At 41.5% G+C, this 24,213-nt stretch carries 19 protein-coding genes, 1 tRNA gene and 1 pseudogene; 18 read left to right on the top strand and 3 right to left on the bottom strand.

Features of this window, described 5'->3' with window-relative positions:
- The first annotated feature begins 11 nt into the window (after nt 1-11).
- From N8M20_RS03750 to ftsY, 14 genes are all read left to right on the top strand, one after another.
- Nucleotides 12-668, top strand: a complete 657-nt coding sequence (locus N8M20_RS03750) for an MmcQ/YjbR family DNA-binding protein (protein WP_261079113.1) — start codon at nt 12-14, stop codon at nt 666-668.
- Nucleotides 669-982: 314 nt separating this feature from the next.
- Nucleotides 983-2,545, top strand: coding sequence for a 2-isopropylmalate synthase (locus tag N8M20_RS03755; protein WP_261079114.1), 1,563 nt, complete (start codon nt 983-985; stop codon nt 2,543-2,545).
- 11 nt (nt 2,546-2,556) lie between these two features.
- Complete coding sequence (leuB, locus tag N8M20_RS03760) at nt 2,557-3,594, top strand: 3-isopropylmalate dehydrogenase (RefSeq protein ID WP_261079115.1); 1,038 nt, start codon at nt 2,557-2,559, stop codon at nt 3,592-3,594.
- Nucleotides 3,591-3,860 (top strand): DUF1294 domain-containing protein, encoded by a 270-nt coding sequence (locus tag N8M20_RS03765; RefSeq protein ID WP_261079116.1) that lies wholly within the window; start codon nt 3,591-3,593, stop codon nt 3,858-3,860. The genes leuB and N8M20_RS03765 overlap by 4 nt, the downstream gene beginning before the upstream one ends.
- 3 nt (nt 3,861-3,863) lie before the next feature.
- On the top strand, nt 3,864-5,246 hold the full coding sequence (gene leuC / locus N8M20_RS03770; protein WP_261079117.1) for a 3-isopropylmalate dehydratase large subunit: 1,383 nt from the start codon (nt 3,864-3,866) through the stop codon (nt 5,244-5,246).
- A 9-nt stretch (nt 5,247-5,255) separates the two neighbouring features.
- On the top strand, nt 5,256-5,849 hold the full coding sequence (gene leuD / locus N8M20_RS03775; protein WP_000410640.1) for a 3-isopropylmalate dehydratase small subunit: 594 nt from the start codon (nt 5,256-5,258) through the stop codon (nt 5,847-5,849).
- Nucleotides 5,850-5,874: 25 nt separating this feature from the next.
- Nucleotides 5,875-6,654 carry an L-threonylcarbamoyladenylate synthase gene (locus N8M20_RS03780; RefSeq protein WP_261079118.1) on the top strand — a complete coding sequence of 260 codons (780 nt, stop codon included), beginning with the start codon at nt 5,875-5,877 and terminating at the stop codon, nt 6,652-6,654.
- A 198-nt stretch (nt 6,655-6,852) separates the two neighbouring features.
- Nucleotides 6,853-7,839: a GMP reductase gene (locus N8M20_RS03785; RefSeq protein ID WP_261079119.1), complete on the top strand. Its 987-nt coding sequence runs from the start codon at nt 6,853-6,855 to the stop codon at nt 7,837-7,839.
- A 67-nt stretch (nt 7,840-7,906) separates the two neighbouring features.
- Nucleotides 7,907-7,978: transfer RNA gene (locus N8M20_RS03790), tRNA-Arg, on the top strand.
- Nucleotides 7,979-8,162: 184 nt separating this feature from the next.
- Nucleotides 8,163-8,861: a ribonuclease III gene (rnc, locus tag N8M20_RS03795; RefSeq protein WP_033677334.1), complete on the top strand. Its 699-nt coding sequence runs from the start codon at nt 8,163-8,165 to the stop codon at nt 8,859-8,861.
- Nucleotides 8,852-12,391 carry a chromosome segregation protein SMC gene (smc, locus tag N8M20_RS03800; RefSeq protein ID WP_261079120.1) on the top strand — a complete coding sequence of 1,180 codons (3,540 nt, stop codon included), beginning with the start codon at nt 8,852-8,854 and terminating at the stop codon, nt 12,389-12,391. Before rnc ends, smc begins: the two co-directional genes overlap by 10 nt.
- Nucleotides 12,388-13,182, top strand: coding sequence for a Cof-type HAD-IIB family hydrolase (locus N8M20_RS03805; protein WP_261079121.1), 795 nt, complete (start codon nt 12,388-12,390; stop codon nt 13,180-13,182). The genes smc and N8M20_RS03805 overlap by 4 nt, the downstream gene beginning before the upstream one ends.
- Nucleotides 13,182-14,000, top strand: coding sequence for a Cof-type HAD-IIB family hydrolase (locus N8M20_RS03810; RefSeq protein ID WP_033687075.1), 819 nt, complete (start codon nt 13,182-13,184; stop codon nt 13,998-14,000). Before N8M20_RS03805 ends, N8M20_RS03810 begins: the two co-directional genes overlap by 1 nt.
- A 3-nt stretch (nt 14,001-14,003) precedes the next feature.
- Nucleotides 14,004-15,293, top strand: a complete 1,290-nt coding sequence (gene ftsY / locus N8M20_RS03815; protein ID WP_261079122.1) for a signal recognition particle-docking protein FtsY — start codon at nt 14,004-14,006, stop codon at nt 15,291-15,293.
- Between the two features lie 45 nt (nt 15,294-15,338).
- Here ftsY and zwf read toward each other — a convergent pair whose 3' ends face one another.
- The 3 genes from zwf to N8M20_RS03830 form a co-directional block, all read right to left on the bottom strand.
- Complete coding sequence (gene zwf, locus N8M20_RS03820) at nt 15,339-16,826, bottom strand: glucose-6-phosphate dehydrogenase (protein ID WP_261079123.1); 1,488 nt, start codon at nt 16,824-16,826, stop codon at nt 15,339-15,341.
- Nucleotides 16,827-16,976: 150 nt separating this feature from the next.
- The gene (locus N8M20_RS03825) at nt 16,977-17,717 is read right to left on the bottom strand and encodes an amino acid ABC transporter ATP-binding protein (RefSeq protein WP_084887071.1); all 741 of its coding nucleotides are present in this window, start codon (nt 17,715-17,717) and stop codon (nt 16,977-16,979) included.
- Entirely contained in the window at nt 17,717-19,882 is a 2,166-nt protein-coding gene (locus N8M20_RS03830) for an ABC transporter substrate-binding protein/permease (protein ID WP_261079124.1), read from the bottom strand. The genes N8M20_RS03825 and N8M20_RS03830 overlap by 1 nt, the downstream gene beginning before the upstream one ends.
- A gap of 168 nt (nt 19,883-20,050) precedes the next feature.
- Here N8M20_RS03830 and N8M20_RS03835 point away from each other — a divergent pair, with 168 nt between their 5' ends.
- From N8M20_RS03835 to N8M20_RS03850, 4 genes and pseudogenes are all read left to right on the top strand, one after another.
- Nucleotides 20,051-21,004 carry a CPBP family intramembrane glutamic endopeptidase gene (locus tag N8M20_RS03835; protein WP_261079125.1) on the top strand — a complete coding sequence of 318 codons (954 nt, stop codon included), beginning with the start codon at nt 20,051-20,053 and terminating at the stop codon, nt 21,002-21,004.
- A 76-nt stretch (nt 21,005-21,080) separates the two neighbouring features.
- Nucleotides 21,081-23,069: an excinuclease ABC subunit UvrB gene (uvrB, locus tag N8M20_RS03840; RefSeq protein WP_261079126.1), complete on the top strand. Its 1,989-nt coding sequence runs from the start codon at nt 21,081-21,083 to the stop codon at nt 23,067-23,069.
- Nucleotides 23,070-23,078: 9 nt separating this feature from the next.
- Nucleotides 23,079-23,705: an NAD(P)H-dependent oxidoreductase gene (locus tag N8M20_RS03845; protein ID WP_261079127.1), complete on the top strand. Its 627-nt coding sequence runs from the start codon at nt 23,079-23,081 to the stop codon at nt 23,703-23,705.
- Nucleotides 23,706-23,719: 14 nt separating this feature from the next.
- Nucleotides 23,720-24,207: pseudogene (locus tag N8M20_RS03850) on the top strand (GNAT family N-acetyltransferase).
- Nucleotides 24,208-24,213 lie beyond the last annotated feature (6 nt).

A 24,213-nucleotide genomic window follows, 5' to 3' on the forward strand; every position in this document is an offset into this window, starting at 1 on the left:
AGTTTTCACTTATGTTTGAAATTTTTAAATTCTATCAATTGAATCAAGAAAAGGCTCATGCTTATGGTTTTGTAGAAAATGGTGGAGTCTGGACCTATAGTTGCCAGATTTTGCAGGGTGACTTTGTCATGACTGTGTCCATCACTGCTGATAATGTGAGTTTTCAGGTCTTTGATCAGGAAACGGGCGACCTCTATCCTCAAGTGCATATGGAAAGTATGAGAGGAAGTTTTGTTGCAAGTGTCCGTGAGGCTTGTTTGGAGATTCTTTACCAAATTCGGAAGACTTGTTTTGATGTGCAAGATTTTATTTGTCCTCAGACTAAGCGAATCATGGCTCAGGTTCAGGAAAAGTATGGAAACCAGTTGGAGTATTTGTGGGAGAAATCGCCTGATTCAGCAGTTTTAAGACATGAAGGTAATCAAAAGTGGTATGCTGTTTTGATGAAAATTTCTTGGGATAAACTTGAAAAGGGTAGAGAAGGTCTAGTCGAAGCAATTAATCTCAAACATGACCAAGTAGCGGACTTACTTTCACAAAAGGGTATTTATCCAGCTTTTCATATGAACAAACGCTACTGGATTAGTGTGGCTTTTGATGATACTTTGTCAGATGAAATGGTACTGGAATTGATAGAGAAAAGTTGGAGCTTAACCTCTAAAAAATGAAATATTTCAAGGATTTTCAAGAACTTTCAATTAGCTAAATATTCTATACTGAAGAAATTTTCAGAAAATATTGGATTTTTTCTTGACAAGTAGTTTTGTCTATGCTAAAATACTAAACAAGATATCAAACGAAGGAGAAAGTCAAACATGAAAACAGCTAAGTTTAATCAATTTGCTTTGTTGTTGAGGTACTCGGGCTAGTGCAAAAAGCATTAGTCCTGTTTGGCTTACCAAGCGGGAGTGAATCAACATCTCGCTTGGACTTCTAAGCGAGATGTTTTTTTAAAAACCACATTTGGAAAAGGGGAAATCTTATGCGTAAAGTTGAATTTTTTGATACAAGTCTTCGTGATGGGGAACAAACACCTGGTGTTAACTTCTCAATAAAGGAAAAAGTTTCCATTGCAAGACAGCTGGAGAAATGGGGAATTTCTGTAATTGAAGCTGGTTTTCCGGCTGCTAGTCCAGATTCATTTATAGCCGTTCAAGAAATTGCTAAAGCCATGAAAAAAACAGCAGTGACAGGATTAGCTCGTTCTGTAAAATCTGATATTGATGCTTGTTATGAGGCACTTAAGGATGCCAAGTATCCACAGATTCATGTCTTTATCGCTACCAGTCCGATTCATCGTAAGTATAAACTTAATAAGAGCAAGGAAGAGATTTTGGCAGCTATTAAGGAACATGTTTCCTATGCCCGCTCTAAGTTTGAAGTAGTCGAATTCTCTCCTGAGGATGCGACCAGAACAGAGTTGGATTTCCTATTACAAGTCGTTCAAACAGCGGTTGATGCTGGTGCGTCTTATATCAATATCCCTGACACGGTTGGATTCACCACGCCAGAAGAGTTTGCACGCATCTTTGATCACTTGACTGAAAATATTAAATCAGATCATAAAGTTGTCTTTGGTGTCCACTGTCATGATGATCTCGGTATGGCAACTGCAAATACTTTGACAGCAATTAAACACGGTGCTGGACGTGTCCAGGGAACTATTAATGGTATCGGTGAACGCGCAGGTAATGTTGCTCTTGAAGAAGTAGCTGTTGCTTTGAAGATTCGTGAGGATTTCTTCCAAGCAACTAGTGATATTGTTTTGGATGAAACAATGAATACGTCAGAAATGGTTTCTCGCTTCTCTGGTATTCCAGTTCCTAAAAACAAGGCTGTGGTTGGTGGCAATGCCTTTTCTCACGAGTCTGGTATTCACCAAGACGGAGTCCTTAAAAATCCTCTTACTTATGAAATTATTACCCCTGAATTGGTTGGAGTTAAGAGTAATAGTCTTCCGCTTGGTAAATTGTCTGGTCGCCATGCCTTTGTTGAGAAACTAAGAGAATTGGCTCTAGATTATACAGAAGAAGATATCAAACCACTCTTTGCTAAGTTCAAGGCTCTGGCAGATAAGAAGCAAGAAATCACAGATGCAGATATTCGAGCTCTGGTCGCTGGAACTATGGTTGAAAACCCAGAAGGTTTCCATTTTGATGATTTACAACTTCAAACTCATGCAGACAATGACATTGAAGCACTCGTTAGCCTAGCCAATATGGATGGTGAGAAAGTCGAATTTAATGCGACAGGGCAAGGTTCTGTTGAAGCAATCTTTAATGCTATCGACAAGTTCTTTAACCAATCTGTCCGTTTGGTGTCCTATACCATTGATGCGGTGACAGATGGAATTGATGCCCAAGCTCGGGTTTTGGTCACTGTTGAAAACAGAGATACAGAAACCATCTTTAATGCAGCAGGGCTTGATTTCGATGTGCTGAAGGCTTCGGCTATTGCCTATATCAATGCTAATACCTTTGTTCAAAAAGAGAATGCTGGTGATATGGGACGCAGCGTTTCTTACCGCGATATGCCTAGTGTGTAAAGGAGAAGGCTATGACAAAGAAAATAGTAGCTCTAGCAGGGGACGGAATCGGTCCAGAAATCATGGAGGCCGGTTTAGAGGTTCTGGAGGCTCTAGCTGAAAAAACAGATTTTGACTATGAGATTGACAGACGACCCTTCGGAGGTGCAGGTATTGATGCTGCAGGGCATCCCTTACCTGATGAAACCCTCAGGGCATGTAGAGAAGCAGATGCCATTCTCCTAGCGGCTATCGGTAGTCCTCAGTATGATGGAGCAGCGGTTCGCCCTGAACAAGGCCTGCTGGCTCTCCGTAAGGAACTCAATCTCTATGCCAATATTCGCCCAGTAAAAATCTTTGATAGTCTCAAGCATTTGTCACCACTCAAACCAGAACGAATTGCTGGTGTAGACTTTGTGGTGGTTCGTGAGTTGACTGGTGGGATTTACTTTGGAGATCATATCCTTGAAGAGCGCAAAGCGCGTGATATCAACGACTATAGCTATGAGGAAGTAGAACGGATTATTCGTAAGGCCTTTGAAATTGCAAGAAATCGCAGAAAAATCGTTACCAGTATCGATAAGCAAAATGTTCTAGCGACCTCAAAACTCTGGCGCAGAGTAGCTGAGGAAGTCGCACAGGATTTTCCAGATGTAACCTTGGAACACCAGCTGGTGGACTCAGCTGCCATGCTTATGATTACCAATCCTGCTAAGTTCGATGTCATCGTGACAGAGAATCTTTTCGGAGATATTCTATCTGATGAATCAAGCGTTTTATCAGGCACACTTGGAGTTATGCCATCAGCCAGTCACTCTGAAAAGGGTCCAAGTCTCTATGAGCCCATTCACGGTTCAGCGCCTGATATTGCAGGTCAAGGAATTGCCAATCCTATTTCCATGATTTTATCAGTTGCCATGATGTTGAGAGACAGTTTTGGACGTTATAAGGATGCGGAACGTATCGAGCGTGCTGTTGAGGCAAGTCTGGCAGCTGGTGTTTTAACAAGAGATATAGGTGGACAGGCTTCGACCAAGGAAATGATGGAAGCTATCATTGCAAGGTTATGAAGTTAGACGAAAAAATTACTCTAGTCCTTTTGATTTGGAATGTCATGATTTTCTTGATTTATGGCATTGACAAATTAAAGGCAAGGAGAAAAGCTTGGCGCATCCCTGAGAAAATCTTACTTATTTTAGCCTTTACTTGTGGTGGTTTTGGTTCCTGGTTAGCAGGAATCATCTTTCATCACAAGACTAGAAAATGGTACTTTAAGACGGTTTGGTTTCTCGGGATGATAACCACACTAGTAGCCTTATATTTTATTTGGAGGTAATGGATGGCAGGAAAATCGATTTTTGATAAATTATGGGACCGTCATGTCATCACAGGAGAAGAGGGGCAGCCCCAACTCATGTATGTGGACCAGCATTATATTCATGAAGTGACCAGTCCTCAGGCTTTTCAAGGATTGCGAGATGCAGGGCGCAGATTGAGACGACCAGACTTGACATTTGGAACCTTTGACCACAATGTCCCGACAGTCAATATCTACGATATTCGAGATGTGATTTCTAAAGCGCAAATTGATAAGCTTGCTGAAAATGTTGAGGAGTTTGGGATTGAACATGCAGCCCATGGTTCTGAAAAGCAGGGGATCGTTCACATGGTTGGTCCAGAAACAGGACGAACCCAACCAGGGAAATTCATCGTCTGTGGAGACAGCCATACGGCAACCCACGGAGCATTCGGAGCAATCGCCTTTGGAATTGGGACCAGTGAGGTCGAGCATGTCTTTGCTACACAGACCCTCTGGCAGGTCAAACCCAAGAGAATGCTGGTGGAATTCACTGGTGTTCCTCAAAAAGGAGTTTATTCTAAGGATTATATTCTCGCCTTGATTGCCAAGTACGGCGTTGCCTGTGGTGTTGGCTATGTGGTGGAATATCGTGGGCAAGCGATTGATGCACTGAGCATGGAAGAGCGAATGACCATCTGCAATATGTCCATCGAGTTTGGCTCTAAGATGGGAATCATGAATCCAGATCAAACCACCTATGACTATCTCAAGGGACGGGAATGTGTTCCAGAGAATTTCGAAGAGGCTGTGGCGGATTGGAAAACAATTGTCAGTGATGAGGATGCCGTTTACGATAAGGTTATCCAGATGGATGTCTCAGACTTGGCTCCCATGGTAACTTGGGGAACCAATCCTGCTATGGGGGTTGACTTTGACAGCAGTTTCCCAGAAATTAAGGATATGAATGATGAGCGCGCTTATAATTACATGAACTTGGAGCCTGGTCAAAAGCCAGCGGATATTGAACTAGGCTATATCTTTATCGGTTCTTGTACAAATGCTCGTCTCAGCGACTTGCAACTGGCTGCGCGATTTGTCGAAGGGAAGAAAATAGCACCTAACTTAACGGCTATCGTGGTTCCGGGCTCTCGTCCTGTCAAACGAGCTGCTGAGAAGTTGGGTTTGGATAAGGTTTTCATAGATGCTGGCTTTGAGTGGAGAGATCCAGGTTGCTCAATGTGCCTAGGGATGAATCCGGACAAGGTTCCTGATGGTGTCCACTGCGCTTCAACCAGCAACCGCAATTTTGAAGACAGACAGGGCTTTGGTGCTAAGACCCACCTCTGCAGTCCAGCCATGGCAGCTGCGGCAGCTATTGCAGGGCGCTTTGTAGATGTTCGACAAATGCCAGAAGCTCAGTAAGGAGAGGATATGGAGAAATTTACAGTTTATACAGGAACGACCGTTCCTCTCATGAATGATAACATCGACACCGACCAAATCCTACCCAAGCAGTTTCTCAAGTTAATTGATAAGAAAGGCTTTGGTAAGTACCTCATGTATGCTTGGCGTTATCTGGACGATAACTACACTGAGGATCCAGATTTTGTCTTTAATCGACCTGAATATCGTAAAGCCAGTATCCTTATCTCAGGGGATAACTTTGGGGCAGGTTCTTCGAGAGAACACGCAGCTTGGGCACTAGCAGACTACGGTTTTAAGGTCGTGATTGCAGGATCTTTCGGTGACATTCATTACAATAATGAACTCAATAATGGTATGTTGCCTATTGTTCAGCCCAGAGAGGTTAGAGAAAAGCTGGCCCAGCTTAAACCAACCGATCAGGTAACTGTGGACTTGGAACAACAGAAAATCATCTCACCAGTTGGAGAATTCACTTTCGAAATCGATAGCGAATGGAAACACAAGCTCTTAAATGGTTTGGATGATATCGGTATTACTTTGCAGTATGAAGACTTGATTGCTGCTTATGAAAAACAACGACCAGCCTACTGGCAGGATTAGAAAAAATAGAAAAGGAAATAGAATTATGACAAAACACATTCAATGGAACGGAACACTTTCACAAGAAGGCTATGATATTTTAAAAGGTGACGGCGGATGTATCGTTTGCCCTACTAAAGTTGGTTACATTATCATGACTAGCGACAAGGCAGGACTTGAACGCAAGTTCGCAGCCAAAGAGCGTAACCGTAACAAACCAGGCGTTGTTCTCTGTGGTAGCATGGATGAGCTTCGCGCTTTAGCACAACTCAACCCAGAAATTGAAGCCTTCTACCAAAAACATTGGGACGAAGATATTCTTCTTGGTTGTATCCTTCCTTGGAAACCAGAAGCCTTTGAAAAACTCAAAGCATACGGTGATGGCCGTGAAGAACTGATGACTGACGTGCGTGGTACTAGCTGTTTTGTTATCAAATTTGGGAAAGCTGGTGAACAATTAGCTGCCAAACTTTGGGAAGAAGGCAAGATGGTCTATGCCTCATCTGCAAACCCATCTGGAAAAGGAAATCGTGGTAAGGTAGAAGGTATCGGAGAACGCATCGAAGGGGCAGTTGACCTTGTTATCGAGGCAGACGACTACGTGGCATCAATCCAGCCTGACAAAACGATTGAAACTCGCTACGAGCAAGGTGTGATGGTCTCTATGGTCGATAAAGACGGCAAACTCATCCCAGAACAAGGAGGAGCACGTTCAACTTCACCAGCCCCAGTTGTGATCCGTAAAGGGCTTGATATTGATAAAATCATGATGCACCTGTCAGACACCTTTAACTCATGGGACTATCGTCAGGGCGAGTATTATTAGAATGTAGAAGAAGTGGGGAGAAAATAATCTCTCCTCTTTTTTCTATTTTTGTAAGAAAAATCCGAACGATATATTTTAATTTATAAAATTATTTGACAAAAACTGTACTTTGGTTTATAATTAATTAAGGAAACGTCGGAAAAGGCGTAGTGATGCGAGAGCATAGGTAGGTCATTACAAAAGAAACGAGACATCGATATGTTAAATGAATTTCCAATTTTCGATTACGAAGATATTCAATTGATTCCAAATAAATGTGTGATTAAAAGCCGTGCAGAAGCGAATACAAGTGTCACTCTAGGAAATCACACCTTTAAACTACCTGTTGTGCCAGCTAATATGCAGACGATTTTGGATGAAAATGTAGCAGAGCAACTGGCTAAAGGTGGTTACTTCTACATTATGCACCGTTTTGATGAGGCAGGACGTATTCCTTTTATTAAGCGTATGCATGAGCAAGGGCTTATTGCTTCTATCTCTGTCGGTGTTAAGGACTATGAGTATGATTTTGTTAGCCAGCTCAAGGCTGATGCTCCAGAATACATCACGATTGACATTGCTCATGGTCATGCGGATAGCGTGATTTCTATGATTCAACACATCAAGAAAGAATTGCCAGATACTTTTGTCATTGCTGGTAACGTGGGAACACCAGAAGCTGTGCGTGAATTGGAAAATGCTGGTGCGGATGCTACTAAAGTCGGAATCGGTCCTGGTAAGGTTTGTATCACCAAGGTCAAGACTGGTTTTGGTACAGGTGGTTGGCAGTTGGCTGCTCTACGCTGGTGTGCTAAGGCTGCACGTAAACCGATTATTGCTGATGGTGGGATCCGTACTCACGGTGATATTGCCAAGTCTATCCGTTTTGGTGCCAGCATGGTTATGGTTGGTTCCCTCTTTGCAGGACACATCGAAAGTCCAGGGAAAACGATTGAAGTTGATGGTGAACAGTTCAAAGAGTACTATGGTTCAGCTTCACAATATCAAAAAGGTGCATACAAAAACGTGGAGGGCAAACGAATCTTGCTTCCTGCCAAAGGTCATTTACAAGACACTTTAACTGAGATGGAACAAGACCTTCAAAGTGCTATTTCGTATGCAGGTGGACGTGAGGTAGCTGACCTCAAGCACGTGGATTATGTGATTGTCAAAAACTCTATTTGGAATGGGGATGCTTCCCACTAAGGGAAGACTTTCATTCCGGAAAAAAACTTGTTATTAAAGCAATTTTTTGTTATAATAAAACAAGTTTCCACCCTTAGTGTAATGGATATCACGTAAGATTCCGGTTCTTGAGATGGGGGTTCGATTCCCTCAGGGTGGATGTAAACATCCTAAGAAAGCCTTTAATAGGGCTTTTTTGCTTTATACCGCCCCAAATTTGCCCAGAAAACTGAAAACATCATTCTAAAGCATGCCCAAATCCCCTCCAGTCCCGTTTTAAAGTGACTCAGGGTGCTTTTTTTGATATAATAAAAAGGACTGTTATCAGTTAGAAAGAGGTTGGTATGAAAGAATTACAAACTGTACTAAAGAACCATTTTGCAATCGAATTTGCAGACAAAAATTTACTGGAGACTGCCTTTACTCATACGAGTTATGCCAATGAGCACCGCCTCTTAAAAATTTCACACAATGAACGCTTGGAATTTTTAGGAGACGCTGTTCTACAGTTATTGATTTCAGAATATCTGTATAAAAAATATCCTAAAAAGCCTGAGGGTGACTTGTCTAAACTCCGTGCCATGATTGTCCGTGAGGAGAGTTTGGCTGGTTTTGCGCGTGATTGCCAGTTTGATCAGTTTATCAAACTTGGTAAAGGGGAAGAAAAGTCTGGTGGACGCAATCGTGATACCATTCTTGGTGATGCCTTCGAAGCCTTTCTTGGTGCCCTTCTTTTGGACAAGGATGTGGCCAAGGTTAAGGCATTTATCTATCAAGTCATGATTCCGAAGGTTGAAGCAGGCGAATTTGAGATGATTACAGACTACAAAACCCATCTCCAAGAGTTACTTCAGGTCAATGGCGATGTGGCTATTCGTTATCAGGTGATTTCTGAAACGGGTCCTGCCCACGATAAGGTCTTTGATGTAGAAGTTCTTGTCGAAGGTAAGAGCATTGGTCAAGGTCAAGGTCGTTCTAAGAAACTAGCAGAGCAGGAAGCTGCCAAAAATGCCGTTGAGAAAGGGCTGGATTCATGTATTTAAAGGAAATCGAAATTCAGGGATTCAAGTCTTTTGCTGATAAGACTAAGGTCGTCTTTGACCAAGGTGTGACGGCAGTTGTTGGACCCAATGGCTCTGGGAAGTCTAATATTACAGAAAGTCTGCGTTGGGCCTTGGGGGAGTCAAGTGTTAAGAGTCTCCGTGGGGGCAAGATGCCGGATGTCATTTTTGCTGGAACTGAGAGTCGGAAACCGCTCAATTATGCTTCTGTAGTTGTGACTCTGGATAATCATGACGGATTTATCAAGGATGTAGGGCAAGAAATTAGGGTAGAACGCCATATCTATCGTAGTGGAGATAGCGAATATAAGATTGACGGCAAGAAAGTCCGTCTGCGTGATATTCATGACCTTTTCTTGGATACTGGATTGGGACGAGATTCCTTCTCCATTATTTCCCAAGGGAAGGTTGAGGAAATTTTTAACTCCAAGCCTGAAGAACGCCGAGCCATTTTTGAAGAAGCTGCAGGAGTTTTGAAATACAAGACTCGTAGAAAAGAGACAGAGAGTAAACTACAACAAACTCAGGATAATTTAGACCGCCTTGAAGACATTATCTACGAATTGGATAATCAAATCAAACCTCTTGAGAAGCAAGCTGAGAATGCCCGTAAGTTTTTAGATTTGGAAGGTCAACGCAAGGCTATTTACTTGGATGTCCTTGTTGCTCAAATCAAGGAAAATAAGGCTGAACTAGAGTCGACAGAAGAAGAGTTGGCGCAGGTTCAGGAACTCTTGACGAGCTATTACCAGAAGCGTGAAAAATTAGAAGAGGAAAATCAGAATCTCAAGAAGCAACGCCAAGATTTACAGGCTGAAATGGCCAAAGATCAAGGCAGTTTGATGGACTTGACCAGTCTGATTAGTGATTTAGAGAGAAAATTAGCCCTATCGAAACTGGAATCTGAGCAAGTAGCTCTCAATCAACAGGAAGCACAAGCCCGTTTGGCCTCTTTGGAGGATAAGAGAAATTCACTCAGCAAAGAAAAATCTGATAAGGAAAGCTCTTTAGCTCTCTTAGAGGAAAATCTAGTCCAAAATAATCAAAAACTCAATCGTTTAGAGGCTGAGTTGCTGGCTTTTTCAGATGATCCTGATCAGATGATTGAGCTCTTGCGTGAACGCTTTGTAGCTCTTTTACAAGAAGAAGCCGATGTCTCAAACCAGTTGACCCGTATCGAGAATGAGTTGGAAAATAGTCGTCAGCTTTCTCAAAAACAAGCAGATCAATTAGAAAAGCTCAAAGAACAACTGGCTACAGCTAAAGAGAAGGCTAGGCAGCAAAAGGCGGAGCTTGAAACTGCCAAGGAGCAGGTTCAGAAATTATTGGCTGACTACCAAGCTATTGCCAAGGAACAAGAAGAGCAGAAAACTTCCTATCAAGCTCAACAAAGTCAACTTTTTGACCGTCTGGATAGTCTCAAAAACAAGCAGGCCAAAGCTCAGAGTTTGGAAAATATCCTGAGAAATCATAGTAACTTTTATGCAGGTGTTAAGAGTGTTCTCCAAGAAAAAAATCGCCTTGGTGGGATTATTGGTGCAGTCAGTGAGCATCTGACCTTTGATGTGCATTATCAAATTGCGCTGGAAATCGCGCTCGGAGCCAGTAGTCAGCATATCATCGTAGAAGATGAAGAGGCGGCAACCAAAGCTATTGATTTCCTCAAACGAAACAGAGTAGGTCGTGCGACCTTTCTTCCATTGACGACTATCAAGGCTCGTACGATTTCTAGTCAGAATCAAGATGCTATCGCTACAAGTCCAGGATTTCTGGGTATGGCAGATGAGTTGGTGACATTCGATACTAGACTGGAAGCTATTTTCAAGAACTTGCTAGCTACGACGGCTATCTTTGATACCGTAGAGCATGCGCGTGAAGCTGCTCGACAGGTTCGTTATCAGGTTCGTATGGTGACATTGGACGGTACAGAGTTGCGCACAGGTGGTTCTTATGCGGGTGGTGCCAATCGCCAGAATAACAGCATTTTCATCAAGCCAGAACTGGAGCAATTACAAAAAGAAATTGCTGAAGAAGAAGTAAGCTTGCGTTCTGAAGAAGCGAGTTTGAAGACCTTACAAGACCAGATGGCTAGATTGACCGAATCATTAGAAGCCATCAAATCTCAGGGGGAGCAGGCACGTATTCAGGAGCAAGGCTTGTCCCTCGCTTATCAGCAGACCAGTCAGCAAGTTGAAGAGCTAGAAACTCTTTGGAAACTTCAAGAAGAGGAATTAAATCGTCTTTCTGATGGAGATTGGCAAGCAGATAAGGAAAAATGCCAAGAGCGTCTTGCTACAATCGCCAGTGACAAGCAAAATCTGGAAGCTGAGATTGAAGAGATTAAGTCTAACAAAAATGCCATTCAAGAACGCTATCAAAACTTGCAGGAAGAGCTAGCGCAAGCTCGTCTGCTTAAGACAGAACTGCAAGGGCAAAAACGTTATGAAGTGGCTGACATTGACCGTCTAGGCAAGGAATTGGATAATCTGGATATTGAACAAGAGGAAATTCAGCGCCTTCTTCAAGAAAAGGTTGACAATCTTGAGAAAGTTGATACGGATTTGCTCAGTCAGCAGGCCGAAGAAGCTAAAATGAAAAAAACAAATCTTCAACAAGGTTTGATTCGCAAGCAGTTTGAATTAGATGATATTGAAGGACAGCTGGATGATATTTCCAGTCATTTGGACCAGGCACGTCAGCAGAATGAAGAGTGGATTCGCAAGCAAACACGTGCTGAAGCTAAGAAAGAAAAGGTCAGCGAGCGCTTACGCCATTTACAAAGCCAATTAACAGACCAGTATCAGATTAGCTATACAGAAGCTTTAGAAAAGTCTCATGAGTTGGAAAATCTCAATCTGGCAGAGCAAGAGGTGCAGGATTTGGAGAAGGCTATTCGCTCACTGGGTCCTGTCAATTTGGAAGCTATTGAACAGTACGAAGAAGTGCACAACCGTCTGGACTTTCTAAATAGTCAGCGAGATGATATTTTGTCAGCGAAAAATCTGCTCCTAGAGACTATCACAGAGATGAATGATGAGGTCAAGGAACGCTTTAAATCAACCTTTGAAGCCATTCGTGAGTCCTTTAAAGTGACCTTCAAGCAGATGTTTGGTGGAGGTCAAGCAGATCTGATTTTGACTGAAGGAGACCTGCTGACAGCTGGGGTTGAGATTTCTGTTCAACCTCCAGGTAAGAAAATCCAGTCCCTTAATCTGATGAGTGGTGGTGAAAAAGCTTTATCGGCTCTTGCCTTGCTTTTCTCCATTATTCGTGTCAAGACCATTCCATTTGTCATCTTGGATGAGGTGGAAGCTGCGCTGGATGAAGCCAATGTTAAACGTTTTGGGGATTACCTCAATCGATTTGACAAGGATAGTCAGTTTATCGTCGTAACCCACCGCAAGGGAACCATGGCTGCAGCGGATTCTATCTATGGTGTTACCATGCAAGAATCAGGTGTCTCAAAAATTGTTTCGGTGAAGTTAAAAGATTTAGAAAGTATTGAAGGATGACAATTAAACTAGTAGCAACAGATATGGATGGAACCTTCCTAGATGGGAATGGGCGCTTTGATATGGATCGCCTCAAGTCTCTCTTGGTTTCCTACAAGGAAAAAGGGATTTACTTTGCAGTAGCTTCAGGGCGCGGATTTCTGTCTCTAGAAAAATTATTTGCTGATGTTCGTGATGACATTATTTTCATCGCGGAAAATGGCAGTTTAGTAGAGTATCAAGGTCAGGACTTGTATGAAGCGACTATGTCTCGTGACTTTTATCTATCAACTTTTGAAAAGCTGAAAACGTCACCTTATGTAGATATCAATAAACTGCTCTTGACGGGAAAAAAGGGAGCTTATGTTCTAGATACGGTTGATGAGACCTATTTAAAAGTGAGTCAGCACTATAATGAAAATATCCAAAAAGTAGCGAGTCTGGAAGATATTACAGATGACATTTTCAAATTTACAACCAACTTCACAGAAGAAACGCTGGAAGCTGGGGAAGCTTGGGTCAATGAACATGTTCCTGGTGTTAAGGCCATGACAACAGGCTTTGAATCCATTGATATTGTTCTGGACTATGTCGATAAGGGTGTGGCCATTGTTGAATTAGCTAAAAAACTTGGTATCACAATGGATCAGGTTATGGCTTTTGGAGACAATCTTAATGACTTGCATATGATGCAGGTTGTGGGACATCCTGTAGCTCCTGAAAATGCACGACCAGAAATTTTAGAATTGGCAGAGACTGTGATTGGTCACCATAAGGACCAGTCGGTTATAGCTTATATGGAGGGCTTATAATGGCAGATATAAAATTGATCGCATTGGACTTGGACGGGACCTTGCTGACTACTGATAAAAGGCTGACGGATCGTACCAAGGCAACCTTGAAAGCTGCGCGTGATCGTGGTATCAAGGTCGTATTGACAACTGGTCGTCCCTTAAAAGCTATGGATTTCTTTCTCCATGAGCTAGGGACTGACGGCCATGAAGATGAGTATACGATTACTTTTAATGGTGGTTTGGTTCAGAAAAATACAGGTGAAATCCTTGATAAAACAGTCTTTTCATATGATGATGTGGCACGCTTGTATGAGGAAACAGAGAAATTATCACTGCCTCTTGATGCTATCTCAGAAGGAACTGTTTATCAAATTCAATCCGACCAAGAAAGTCTTTATGCCAAATTCAATCCAGCATTGACCTTTGTTCCAGTGGACTTTGAAGACTTATCTAGTCAGATGACTTACAATAAGTGCGTGACTGCCTTTGCTCAAGAACCCTTGGATGCAGCCATTCAGAAGATTTCTCCAGAATTGTTTGACCAATATGAAATCTTTAAATCACGTGAAATGTTGCTAGAGTGGTCACCAAAGAATGTTCATAAAGCAACAGGCTTGGCAAAACTAATCAGCCATCTTGGAATCGACCAAAGCCAAGTTATGGCTTGTGGTGACGAGGCTAATGACCTCTCTATGATTGAATGGGCAGGGCTCGGTGTTGCCATGCAAAATGCTGTTCCTGAAGTTAAGGCAGTCGCAAATGTGGTAACTCCTATGACCAATGATGAGGAAGCTGTCGCCTGGGTTATCGAAGAATATGTGCTAAAGGAGAACTAAGATATGGGATTGTTTGACCGTCTATTCGGAAAAAAAGAAGAACCTAAAATCGAAGAAGTTGTAAAAGAAGCTCTGGAAAATCTTGATTTGTCTGAAGCTACTGAGCCTGCCCTTACAGAAGCTGAGAAAGTTCCTCAAGAAGATGCAGAGGTTGAAAGTTCTGAAGAAGATCTGCTCCAAGAAGAGGAAAATCAAGACACAGTTGAAGAAAATAACAATTTAGAGCCAGTTGTAGAAGTTCCTCAAGAAGAAGCCGAAGAATTTCCAAACTCACAAGAAGTTTCAGAGGAAGAGAATACTGAGCTCTTAGAGACTGTAGAAGAAAATACTTCTGAAGTTCTTGAACCAGAAACTCCTCAAGCAGAAGAAACTGTTCAGGAAAAATATGACCGCAGTCTCAAGAAAACTCGTACAGGATTCGGTGCTCGCTTGAACGCCTTTTTTGCCAACTTCCGTTCTGTTGACGAAGAATTTTTCGAGGAGTTGGAAGAACTACTTATCATGAGTGATGTTGGTGTCCAAGTCGCTTCTAACTTAACTGAGGAGCTACGCTACGAAGCCAAGCTTGAAAACGCCAAGAAACCTGACGCCCTTCGCCGCGTCATCATTGAGAAATTGGTTGAGCTTTATGAAAAGGATGGCAACTATGATGAAAGCATTCACTTCCAAGATGGATTGACAGTCATGCTCTTTGTCGGGGTTAATGGTGTTGGGAAAACAACTTCCATCGGAAAACTAGCCCACCGCTACAAACAAGCTGGTAAGAAGGTCATGCTGGTTGCAGCAGATACCTTCCGTGCAGGAGCAGTAGCACAGCTAGCTGAATGGGGCCGTCGTGTGGATGTTCCAGTAGTAACTGGACCTGAAAAAGCTGACCCAGCCAGTGTGGTTTTTGATGGTATGGAACGTGCCGTGGCTGAAGGTATCGATATTCTCATGATTGATACCGCTGGTCGTCTGCAAAATAAGGATAACCTTATGGCTGAGTTGGAAAAGATTGGTCGCATCATCAAACGTGTTGTGCCAGAAGCACCGCATGAAACCTTCTTAGCACTTGATGCATCAACAGGTCAAAACGCTCTTGTACAGGCCAAAGAATTTTCGAAAATCACTCCTTTAACAGGAATTGTCTTGACTAAGATTGATGGAACTGCTCGAGGTGGTGTTGTTCTAGCCATCCGAGAAGAACTCAATATTCCTGTAAAATTGATTGGTTTTGGTGAAAAAATCGATGATATTGGAGAGTTTAACTCAGAAAACTTTATGAAAGGTCTCTTGGAAGGCTTAATCTAATCAAAAGCAAAAATCCTGCAAGGCACAAACTTGCAGGAAATTTTTTTATTCTAAACGACCATCTTGACGATAGGCGATATCTGGTTGCCAAGTCCATTTGGCACCGAATTTTTCAAGTAAGTCAAAGCTGGCTTTAGGTCCCATGCTTCCAGCTTTATAGTCATGAAGTGGGGCACCATTTTCAGCCCATAGTTCTTCGATACGGTCAATCAATTTCCATGATGCACCAACCTCATCCCAGTGGCTAAAGTTAGTTGAGTTGTTATTTAGAACATCATAAATCAATTTCTCGTATGGTTCTGGAGAAGCACCAGTTGCGGTCGCATCTGTACGATAATCAAGTGAGTTAGGAGCCAAGTTGAATTCTTCTCCTACTTGCTTCCCATTTAGGCTAAGAGAGAAGCCTTCTGTTGGTTGGATATAGATGGTCAAAATATTTGGAGCAAGTGGTTCTCCAAAGATAGAGTCCATTTGTTTAAAGACGATGTTGACATGAGTTCCTTTCTCAGTCAAACGTTTACCAGTACGGAAGAAGAATGGAACACCACGGAAGCGATCACTGTCTACAAAGAAGGCACCAGATGCAAAGGTTTCAGTTGTAGATTCTGGATTTACATTTGGCTCGCTACGATAAGAGATGTATTTCATGCCATCAATCTTACCTGAACGGTATTGACCACGGATAAAGTGTTCTTTAAGCTCTTCATCAGTTGGATGATAGAGGTTTTTAAAGACCTTAATCTTTTCAGCACGAATCTCGTCCTTTGTGAAGCTTGCTGGCTTATCCATAGCAAGTAGGGATAGAAGTTGCAAAGTATGATTTTGTACCATGTCGCGGAGGGCACCAGATTGGTCATAGTAGCCACCACGTTCTTCTACACCCAAGCGCTCTGCAAAGGTAATTTGAACATTGTCTATAAAGTCTTTATTCCAAACGTTCTCAAAAATCAGGTTTGCAAAGCGAACTGCAAAGATACTTTGAATCATTTCCTTACCAAGATAATGGTCAATACGGAAAATTTGTTCTTCGTTAAATGTTGCTAGGAGTTCGTCATTCAACTTGCTTGCAGTTGCGTAATCTGTACCAAATGGCTTCTCAACGATTAAACGCTCAAAACCTTTACCATCTACAATGTTTTCAGACTTGAGGTGCTTAGCAATAGTTCCAAAGAATTGAGGAGCCATAGACAAGAAGAAGAGCTTGTTGTGTCCAGCTTGGTACTTGTCATTTAGTTCAGCCTGCAATTGACGCAAAGCAATGTAGTGTTCTGTATCATTGACATCATGGCTTTGATAGTAGAAGTGACTAGCGAATTCCTGAGCCTGTTCGGTACTATCTGCCAAATCAAGGATAGATTCAACTACTACAGATTCAAAATATTCCTTGCTCCAAGGACGACGGGCAGTTCCAATGACAGCAAAGTGCTCGGAAAGATTGCCGGATTTATATAGTCTAAATAGGGAAGGGTAGAGCTTGCGTTTAGCCAGGTCTCCACTCGCACCGAAAATTGTAACAATAACCTTAGATGACATCTAGCTACCTAATTTCTATTTTTATTCCTAGTCTTGCTAGGTATGAGGAAATCTCATTTCATAAACTTAATTCTAACATAATTTTCCGAAAAATCAAAAAATCCAATACGAGATAGAAAAAAACTGCAAGGAAATCCTTACAGTTTGAGTTTAGACGTTTAAGACCTTGTCCAAGAAATCTTTCAGACGTGGGTGTTGCGGGTTATCAAAGATTTGGTCAGGTGTTCCATCTTCTAGGAACTCGCCATCTGCAGTAAAGATAACACGGTTAGCAACCTGACGAGCAAATCCCATCTCATGGGTTACGATAATCATGGTCATGCCTTGCTCAGCCAATTCCTTCATAACGTTCAGTACGTCTCCAACCATCTCAGGGTCAAGGGCTGAAGTTGGTTCATCAAATAGCATGATGTCTGGATTCATTGCTAGTCCACGAGCGATGGCCACACGTTGTTTTTGACCACCTGATAGGCTATCTGGGTTAGCATTAGCTTTATCTGCTAGTCCAACCTTTTCAAGCAACTCCATTCCCAATTTCTCAGCTTCTTCCTTAGTCATCAACTTGTGTTCAATAGGAGCAAAGGTGATGTTGTCTAAAACAGACATGTGTGGGAAGAGATTGAAATGTTGGAACACCATTCCGATATTTTCACGGACGTGGTCAACATTGGTTGTTTTTTCAGTTAAGTCATAACCGTTCACAGTGATGTGACCGCTCGTAACTTCTTCTAGAAGATTAAGGCTACGAAGGAAGGTTGATTTACCAGAACCTGAAGGACCGATGATACAAACAACATCTCCTTCATAGAACTTAGTTGTAATTCCTTTTAAAACTTCATTTTTTCCGTAGCTTTTGTGTAAATCATTTACATCAATTTTTAATTTTGCCATTAACGAATCCTCTTTTCTAAGCGTTTCGCTAGTTTAGTCAAAAGTGTGATAATTACAAGATAGAAGATAGCAAGGATTGCATACATCTTGAAACTTTGGTAGTTACGGGCAATGATAATCTTACCAGTTTGGAAGAGTTCAACCAAACCGATAGCAGATACGATTGTTGTATCTTTAAGTGCGATAACGAATTGGTTAACAAAGTTTGGCAACATCAATTTAGTTGCTTGTGGCAAGATAATCTTACGCATGGTTTTTCCATAAGAGATACCCAAGCTTCGGCTGGCTTCCATTTGTCCAACTGGAACGGCCTGAATACCACCACGAACGATTTCAGCGATATAAGCGGCTGCATTGAGCGATAGGGCAATGGTACCAGCTACAAAGTCGTTAATTGGACTTTGTTGGCCTGTGATAGACTCGATAAAGTTTGGAATTCCCCAGAAGATAAAGGCTGCAAGAATCATCAATGGAATACCACGGATAACGTCAACGAAAATCTCAGAGATCACACGAAGAGATTTGTATGGGCTAACGCTAAACATACCGAAGATAATCCCGATGACAATGGCAATAGCAAATGAGATAAGAGCTAGAGCAAGAGTGATACCAAGACCGCTAAGGAGTTGTTTGTAGTTGTTTTGAAGCAAGCCCCAGATAGTTGTTTCATCAACCGTGCTTGTTGAAGCAGATGAAGATTCACTAGCTAGGTATTTGTCAAGAATCTTTTGGAATTCACCGTTTGCTTTAAGGTTTGCAAGTCCGTTATTGAACATTTCAATCAATTCTGGATTTGTGCCTTTTTTAACGGCAAAGGCTGTTTCTCCGATTGGAGTTCCAGCGATTGGTGTTTTCAATTTTTGACCTTGGCTGATAGAATATTTGAGAACAGGTTCATCATCCATAACGGCATCAATGGCACCAGTATTTAAACTGTCATACATTGATGAACCATCAGCGAAGGTTTTGATTTTGTAGCCGTATTTACTTTGGTTTTCAGTTAGGAAGGTTTGAGAAGCAGTTCCATTTTTAACACCGACTGTCTTCCCTTTTAAATCTTCATAAGAAGCAATGCTACTTGATTCTTTGACACCAAGGATAGTATTGGCAGTGTAGTATGATTCTGAGAAGTCAAAAGTTGCCTTACGAGCATCTGTGACTGACATACCAGCAATGATACCATCAGCTTGACCAGCTTGAACTGCGCTAATAGCAGCATCGAAACCAGGATTGGTAATTTCAATTTCAAAACCTTGGTCTTTAGCGATGGCCTTAATCAATTCCATATCAATACCAGTAAATTGGTTGCTTGAATTTTGGAAAACAAAAGGTGCAAAAGAAGAATCGCTGGCAATGATGTATTTAGCCTTAACAGGAATAGCTTTTAAGCCTGCAAGAGTAGTTGTAGTTGGCACTGCTGAAGATGATGAAGCAGTCCATTTCTTGATGATTTTATCAAGACTACCATCTTTTTTCATTTCAGCCAAGGCTTGGTTAAATTCAGTAACTAGGTGCTCGTATTTGCTTCCTTTTTTAACACCGAAAGCAAAGCTACCTACAGCCTCACCATCCATTTCAATATGGAGGTCTTGACCTTGGTTGATGGCATACTCGATAACCGGTTTATCATCCATCATAGCATCAATAGCACCAGCACTTAAGCTGTTGTTCATCAAATCACTAGTGTCAAATGTTTTAATAGTAAAGCCGTATTTATCTTTAATCGTTTCTAGGAAACGTTGAGCGGCTGTTCCATTTTTAACACCAACAGTTTTACCAGACAATTGGTCGTACTTGCTAATCTTGTGTGCCTTTGTAGTTGCAATGACAACTTTTGTATCATAGTAAGTATCAGACATGGTAAAGACTTTTTCACGTTCTTTAGTCTTTGTCATTCCTGCCATGATAGCGTCAGCTTGACCAGCTTGAACCGCATTGACCGCTGCGTCAAATCCAGGATAGGACATCTGAATATTCCATCCTTTAATTTCAGCGACTTTGTTGATAATGTCAACATCAATTCCTTTATAAGTTTGATCTGAATCTTTAAACTCAAAAGGTGCATAGGCGGTGTCAGAAACAATCTTAATCGTCTCTGCTTTGGCAATACCTAATGAGAAAATTGGGAATAAAATTAGCAAAAATGCTAGAAATTTTTTCTTCATTTTTAGTCTCCTTTTCCGAATATTTTCCCATTATATCAGAAAAAGTAAAAAAAGGCAAATTTTTATATTTTTGTGTTAGAAAATATAACATGAGTTGTTTCTTTTCTTTCTTGAATTGCCACTATAAAGTGCTATAATGGTATAAATAGAAGAAAAGAGGACAGGAATATGAAAGCAAAAAGAATCTTAAAAGACTTTGAAACTTCTAAAATGAGTTTAAACATTTACACAAGCCCCTTGTTAGCCTTTGCTTTTGTCTTCATAGGAGAGTTTGTGGCTTATACTCTGTATGGTATTAGTTTGTTAGCTCTCATCGGACTAGCTAGAAATTTTGGAGAGGCTGGTCAAAATCTTGCAACCTACTTGCAGACCTTGCAGCAGAGCTTGATGGATAAAACAGGTGATTTTCGTTTAATTTTAGAATTGCTGGCCTTTGGTTTTATTCTCAACACTGTGTTCAGATGGACTAGAAAAGTTGAGAAAAGGCCTATTCAAACCTTGGGATTTTATAGAGAGAATTTCCTAAGCAATCTTCTTAAAGGATTTGGGCTAGGTCTGGCACTTTTTCTTCTGACCTTGTTAGGTTTAGTAGCATTAGGGCAATATCGTTTGGAATCCATTCACTTGAATCCTTATTCGCTTACCTTTGTTGTCTTTACTATCCCATTTTGGATTTTACAGGGGACAGCAGAAGAAGTAGTGTCGCGTACTTGGCTCCTTCCTCAATTGGCTTCAAGAACCAATCTAAAACTAGCTGTTCTTATATCGAGCCTGTTCTTTACCCTGCTTCATGTGGGAAATTCTGGTCTAACACCACTATCTCTAGTGAATCTCTTCTTATTCGGAGTTGCCATGTCACTTTACCTCCTCAAAACAGATACAGTTTGGGGTGTAGCAGGTATTCATGGGGCTTGGAATTTTGCTCAGGGCAATCTCTTTGGGATTTTAGTTAGTGGTCAACCATCCGGAACGTCTCTGATGAGCTTTTTACCACAAGGAAATCAAGATTGGCTATCAGGTGGTTCTTTTGGCATAGAAGGTTCCATTATGACAAGTCTGGTCTTGCTACTGCTGATTGTCTATCTCGCTTACCAATTAAAGAAAGAAAATGAAAGGATGTGACTTCGGTCCGTCCTTTTCTTCGTGAAAATGCTACAAGTATGCTAAAATAGGAATAACACATGGAGAGAGGATTCTTATGATTAACCGCATTACAGATAATCAATTTAAACTAGTATCAAAATATCAACCATCAGGAGATCAACCCCAAGCTATCGAGCAGTTGGTAGATAATATCGAGGGTGGAGAAAAAGCTCAGATTCTGATGGGGGCGACTGGAACAGGGAAGACCTATACTATGAGTCAGGTCATTTCCAAAGTCAATAAACCAACTCTGGTTATTGCCCACAATAAAACTCTAGCAGGCCAGCTTTATGGGGAGTTTAAGGAATTTTTCCCTGAAAATGCAGTTGAGTACTTTGTGTCTTACTATGATTATTACCAGCCAGAAGCCTATGTACCTTCTAGTGATACTTACATTGAGAAGGATAGTTCTGTCAATGATGAGATTGACAAACTTCGTCACTCAGCGACTTCGTCTCTTTTGGAGCGTAATGATGTTATTGTCGTGGCCTCAGTCTCTTGTATCTATGGTTTGGGTTCGCCTAAGGAATACGCTGATAGTGTTGTTAGTCTCCGTCCAGGTCTTGAAATTTCTCGTGATAAACTCTTGAATGACTTAGTTGACATCCAGTTTGAGCGAAATGATATTGATTTCCAACGCGGAAGATTTCGCGTTCGTGGGGATGTAGTGGAGATTTTCCCAGCCTCTCGTGATGAGCATGCCTTTCGAGTAGAATTTTTTGGAGACGAAATTGACCGTATTCGTGAGGTTGAGGCTCTGACAGGTCAGGTACTGGGAGAAGTGGATCATTTGGCGATTTTCCCTGCGACTCACTTTGTGACCAATGACGATCATATGGAGGATGCTATTGCCAAGATTCAAGCAGAATTAGAAGAGCAACTAGCTATCTTTGAGAAGGAAGGCAAACTGCTTGAAGCCCAGCGTTTGAAACAGCGGACAGAGTATGATATTGAGATGTTGCGTGAGATGGGCTATACCAACGGGGTTGAAAACTATTCACGCCACATGGATGGTCGTAGCGAAGGTGAGCCTCCTTATACGCTTCTCGACTTCTTCCCAGATGATTTTTTGATTATGATTGACGAGAGTCACATGACTATGGGACAAATCAAGGGCATGTACAATGGAGACCGTTCGCGTAAGGAAATGCTGGTTAATTATGGTTTCCGTTTGCCGTCTGCTCTGGACAATCGTCCTCTCCGTCGTGAAGAGTTTGAAAGTCATGTGCACCAGATTGTCTACGTTTCAGCGACACCTGGTGACTATGAAAATGAACAGACCGAGACAGTGATTGAGCAAATCATTCGTCCGACAGGTCTTTTGGATCCTGAGGTGGAGGTCCGTCCGACTATGGGACAGATTGATGACCTCTTGGGTGAAATCAATGCCCGTGTTGAAAAGAACGAACGGACCTTTATCACCACTTTGACTAAGAAAATGGCAGAAGACTTAACCGACTACTTTAAGGAAATGGGTATCAAGGTCAAGTACATGCACTCGGATATCAAGACTTTGGAACGTACGGAGATTATCCGTGACCTGCGCTTAGGAGTCTTTGACGTCTTGGTCGGAATCAATCTCCTCCGTGAAGGGATTGATGTTCCTGAAGTAAGCTTAGTTGCCATTCTCGATGCTGACAAGGAAGGCTTCCTTCGTAACGAACGTGGACTCATCCAGACCATTGGCCGCGCTGCCCGTAATAGCGAAGGACATGTCATTATGTACGCTGATACCATGACTCAGTCTATGCAACGTGCCATTGATGAAACGGCCCGTCGTCGGAAAATCCAGATGGCTTATAATGAAGAGCATGGTATCGTTCCACAAACCATCAAGAAAGAAATCCGTGACCTGATTGCTGTGACCAAGGCAGTTGCTAAGGAAGAGGACAAGGAAGTCGATATTAATAGCCTCAACAAACAAGAGCGCAAAGAACTTGTCAAGAAACTAGAAAAACAAATGCAGGAAGCCGTTGAGGTGCTTGACTTTGAACTAGCAGCTCAGATACGTGATATGATGCTGGAAGTCAAGGCGTTGGATTAGGGGAATTTTATGAATATTTTAGTTATTAATGGACATCCTGATAAAGAAAGCTACTGCCAAGCAATTTTTCAAACGATTGTAGAAAACATAGACTCAAATAGACATGAACTTGAAATGATTAATCTTAATGAGGAAGAGTTTGATCCTGTTTTACGTTATGGTTATCGACAAAGGATGGAGGACGATCCGTTTATTCTACGCTCTCAAGAATTAATTCAGTGGGCAGATCATTTCATTTTTGTTTATCCTATTTGGTGGAGTAGTATGCCTAGTCTATTGAAGGGGTGGATTGATCGTGTTTTTACGCCAGGCATTGCATACTCTGCAAATAATCGAGGAAGCTTTATTTTGAACTACTTGAGAGGGAAACAGTTCAAAAAGTTACTAAAAGGAAAAACAGCTAGTATCTATGCAACTTCTATGGCACCAACTTGGTGGTACAAAGTATTTTCAGGTCCGATTAACATTCCAGACAGTTATGGAATATCAGTATTAAAGAATGCTGTATTGAATCACTGTGGCATAAAAACAAAGAGGGTTTCAATCTTAGGAGAGTTAGGCCGTGAAGTAAATACAAGTTCAACAAGACAAAAATTTCTACAAAAAGTAGCAAAGGAAGTCAAGGCGTTGGATTAAGGAGAAGAAAATAAATGACGGTTATTATCAAATCAATGGAAACTCCTGAAGAGATAGAAGGTAAATCCTTCGTTCACTGGCAAACGTGGAGAGAGGCTTATGATGACCTTTTGCCTGCAGAATTTCAGGAGACAATGACATTAGAAAGGTGTCTATTCTTTAGTAAAAAGTATTCAGAATATACATTGATTGCGATGGATGGCGTGAAGGTAGTTGGTTTTATCAGTTATGGAAACTTTCGTGATGAGACTATTCAAGCTGGTGAAATTATTGCTTTATATGTTTTAAAAGATTATTATGGAAAAGGTATCGCACAAAAGTTAGTTAGAGCAGCTTTGACTGCTCTTAATCATTTTTCTGAAATTTTCTTATGGGTATTGAAAGATAATAAGCGAGCCATTGCTTTCTATTAAAAAATGGGTTTTACTTTTGATGGCCAAGAAAAAATACTTGAACTTGGAAAGCCTATAAAGAAAAACGAATGGTATTTTATTCTAAATAATTTTAA

The sequence above is a fragment of the Streptococcus mitis genome (assembly GCF_946190275.1).
Taxonomy (GTDB): Bacteria; Bacillota; Bacilli; order Lactobacillales; family Streptococcaceae; genus Streptococcus; species Streptococcus mitis_DC.

Coding starts and splice junctions, on each gene's coding strand:
- N8M20_RS03825 (WP_084887071.1), bottom strand. CDS start 17,717: ATGGCAAAATTAAAAATTGATGTAAATGATTTACACAAAAGCTACGGA.
- N8M20_RS03785 (WP_261079119.1), top strand. CDS start 6,853: ATGTTAAATGAATTTCCAATTTTCGATTACGAAGATATTCAATTGATT.
- smc (WP_261079120.1), top strand. CDS start 8,852: ATGTATTTAAAGGAAATCGAAATTCAGGGATTCAAGTCTTTTGCTGAT.
- N8M20_RS03750 (WP_261079113.1), top strand. CDS start 12: ATGTTTGAAATTTTTAAATTCTATCAATTGAATCAAGAAAAGGCTCAT.
- N8M20_RS03765 (WP_261079116.1), top strand. CDS start 3,591: ATGAAGTTAGACGAAAAAATTACTCTAGTCCTTTTGATTTGGAATGTC.
- uvrB (WP_261079126.1), top strand. CDS start 21,081: ATGATTAACCGCATTACAGATAATCAATTTAAACTAGTATCAAAATAT.
- N8M20_RS03810 (WP_033687075.1), top strand. CDS start 13,182: ATGGCAGATATAAAATTGATCGCATTGGACTTGGACGGGACCTTGCTG.
- N8M20_RS03830 (WP_261079124.1), bottom strand. CDS start 19,882: ATGAAGAAAAAATTTCTAGCATTTTTGCTAATTTTATTCCCAATTTTC.
- ftsY (WP_261079122.1), top strand. CDS start 14,004: ATGGGATTGTTTGACCGTCTATTCGGAAAAAAAGAAGAACCTAAAATC.
- N8M20_RS03845 (WP_261079127.1), top strand. CDS start 23,079: ATGAATATTTTAGTTATTAATGGACATCCTGATAAAGAAAGCTACTGC.
- N8M20_RS03835 (WP_261079125.1), top strand. CDS start 20,051: ATGAAAGCAAAAAGAATCTTAAAAGACTTTGAAACTTCTAAAATGAGT.
- N8M20_RS03805 (WP_261079121.1), top strand. CDS start 12,388: ATGACAATTAAACTAGTAGCAACAGATATGGATGGAACCTTCCTAGAT.
- leuD (WP_000410640.1), top strand. CDS start 5,256: ATGGAGAAATTTACAGTTTATACAGGAACGACCGTTCCTCTCATGAAT.
- N8M20_RS03780 (WP_261079118.1), top strand. CDS start 5,875: ATGACAAAACACATTCAATGGAACGGAACACTTTCACAAGAAGGCTAT.
- N8M20_RS03755 (WP_261079114.1), top strand. CDS start 983: ATGCGTAAAGTTGAATTTTTTGATACAAGTCTTCGTGATGGGGAACAA.
- leuC (WP_261079117.1), top strand. CDS start 3,864: ATGGCAGGAAAATCGATTTTTGATAAATTATGGGACCGTCATGTCATC.
- zwf (WP_261079123.1), bottom strand. CDS start 16,826: ATGTCATCTAAGGTTATTGTTACAATTTTCGGTGCGAGTGGAGACCTG.
- rnc (WP_033677334.1), top strand. CDS start 8,163: ATGAAAGAATTACAAACTGTACTAAAGAACCATTTTGCAATCGAATTT.
- leuB (WP_261079115.1), top strand. CDS start 2,557: ATGACAAAGAAAATAGTAGCTCTAGCAGGGGACGGAATCGGTCCAGAA.